At 76.5% G+C, this 1,765-nt stretch carries 1 protein-coding gene and 2 pseudogenes; 2 read left to right on the top strand and 1 reads right to left on the bottom strand.

Annotation, left to right across the window (positions count from 1 at the left end; genetic code table 11):
• Nucleotides 1-826, bottom strand: a pseudogene (locus ABZW03_RS40500) (CHAT domain-containing protein); the annotation flags it as partial.
• A 158-nt stretch (nt 827-984) separates the two neighbouring features.
• Here ABZW03_RS40500 and ABZW03_RS40495 point away from each other — a divergent pair.
• Nucleotides 985-1,413, top strand: a complete 429-nt coding sequence (locus tag ABZW03_RS40495; RefSeq protein ID WP_355269840.1) for a hypothetical protein — start codon at nt 985-987, stop codon at nt 1,411-1,413.
• Nucleotides 1,410-1,765: pseudogene (locus ABZW03_RS40490) on the top strand (hypothetical protein); the annotation flags it as partial. The gene ABZW03_RS40495 and the pseudogene ABZW03_RS40490, both read left to right, overlap by 4 nt.

The raw sequence follows: 1,765 nt of genomic DNA, 5'->3' as shown, positions 1-1,765 counted from the left end.
GGCAGTCGCCGTGGCCGGGCTGCCCGGCCGGCGTCGCGGCCAGCGAGGCCCGGTTCACCCGGAGCATCTCCTCCCGGTCGTCCGGGTCGCCGGTGAGGGTGCTCCAGGTCCGCAGGCCCTGGGCCAGGTTGTGCAGCGCCGGCAGCCGGGCTCCGTGGCCCGCCGGGACCACGGCCGACACCTCGCGCCACAGCTCCAGTGCCTCCTCCAACGCCTCGGCGTCCCCGGTGAGTTCATGGACGGAGTGCAGCACCTCGGCGAGACCGAGCAGCAGGACGGCGAGGTCCGTGGGGTCGGCCGGCAGGCCGTCCAGCGCCTGCCGGTAGGCGCTCTCGGCCCGGGTCAGGTCCTGCTCGCGGCCGGCGGCCCGGTACCGCTCGGACAGCGCCGCGCCGAGACCGGCCAGCGCTTCCCCCACGGCGGGCGACTGCTGCGGCAGGCCGGCCGCGCGGGCGAACATCGCCACCGCGCCGTCCAGATCCGCCGGCCGGTGGTCGAGGTCGAACCTGGTCCGGTACCCGATGGCGAGCAGCCGGACGTCCTGGGCCGCGGGCGGCTCGGCCGCCGCGCGTTCGACCCCGAGCTCGATCAGGGCGTCCAGGTCCCGCCGGTCGCCGAGCAGTTGCCAGCGTGCCAGGAGCGCCACCAGGAGGTTGCCCGCCCGGACGGACCGGCCCGGGTCGCCCGGCGGCGCCGTGCGCAGGTACGTCCGGGCGGTCCGGATCGCCTGGTCCAGCGCCGCCCGGTCGCCCGTTCTGAGGTGGTGCAGCAGGGGTTCAGCGGCCGGATCCGCTCCGCCCCCCGTCACCGAAAGCCGAACGTGCAAGACGATCACCCCCGGGCGCTCCGTCGCGCCGATCGGCCGGCCTGCTCCAACGCCCCGCCCCGGCGGGTGGAACCAGCCCCTTATCCTAGCTAACGCACCGTCAGAAGGCAGTCGTTACACTGACCCACGACCCGCAACGACGCCGCAAAGGGGGCCCTGTGGTCGAGACGACGAGCCACGAGCCGGACGGTCCGACGGCCGGGCACGCGCGGTTGGGGGACTTCTGCCGGTGGCTGACCGCCGCACCCGGCACGCTCGACCTCGGCCCGGCGGGGCACCGCCTGGTGGAACACCTCACCGCCGAGCTGAGGGCCGGCCGGCCGCCGGCGGAACTTGACGACGCGTTCGACGAGTTGGAGGAGCTGCTGCTGATGGCCGGACACAGCGCCGGGCTCGGCTCCTTCCGTACGACCCCCGTCCCCGGCCCCGCCTACCGCGCCCTGCCGGTCTCCGGCCCGGGCCACCCGCCGCTGCACGTCCTGGCCTGCCCGCACGGCCACTGCGGCCGGGTGGAGGTGCCGGACGCCGCGCACACGTCGCGGTGCCACGTGTTCGCACAGCCGCTGCGGGCGATCGGACTCCGGTGACCAGCGCCTTCCTCAGCGCACTGGGCGGCCGGATCGCCGAACGCTGGATCGCGCTGCTCGCCCTCCCCGGCCTGCTCTACCTCGCCGCCCTGACCACCGCCGGCGTCCTCGGCCAGCGCCACTGGGGCGACATCGGCCGGCTCCGCTCACGACTCGACGACCTGGCCTCCGCGCCCGGCTCGCACAGCGCCGCCGTGATCGCCGTCGTCGCCCTGGCCGTTCTGGTCGGCGCGGCCGCGACGGGGGCGGCCGCCCAGGCGCTGGGCACCGGGGTGGAACAGCTCTGGTGCGCCGAGGCGCGCGGCCCGCTGCTGCGCCGCCTCGCCGACCGGCGGCTGCGCCGCTGGCGCAC

This window comes from Kitasatospora sp. NPDC004799 (assembly GCF_040609095.1).
Lineage (GTDB): Bacteria > Actinomycetota > Actinomycetes > Streptomycetales > Streptomycetaceae > Kitasatospora.
Note: the sequence above shows the minus strand (reverse complement) of the source record. Positions and strands in the feature narration are given on the sequence as shown.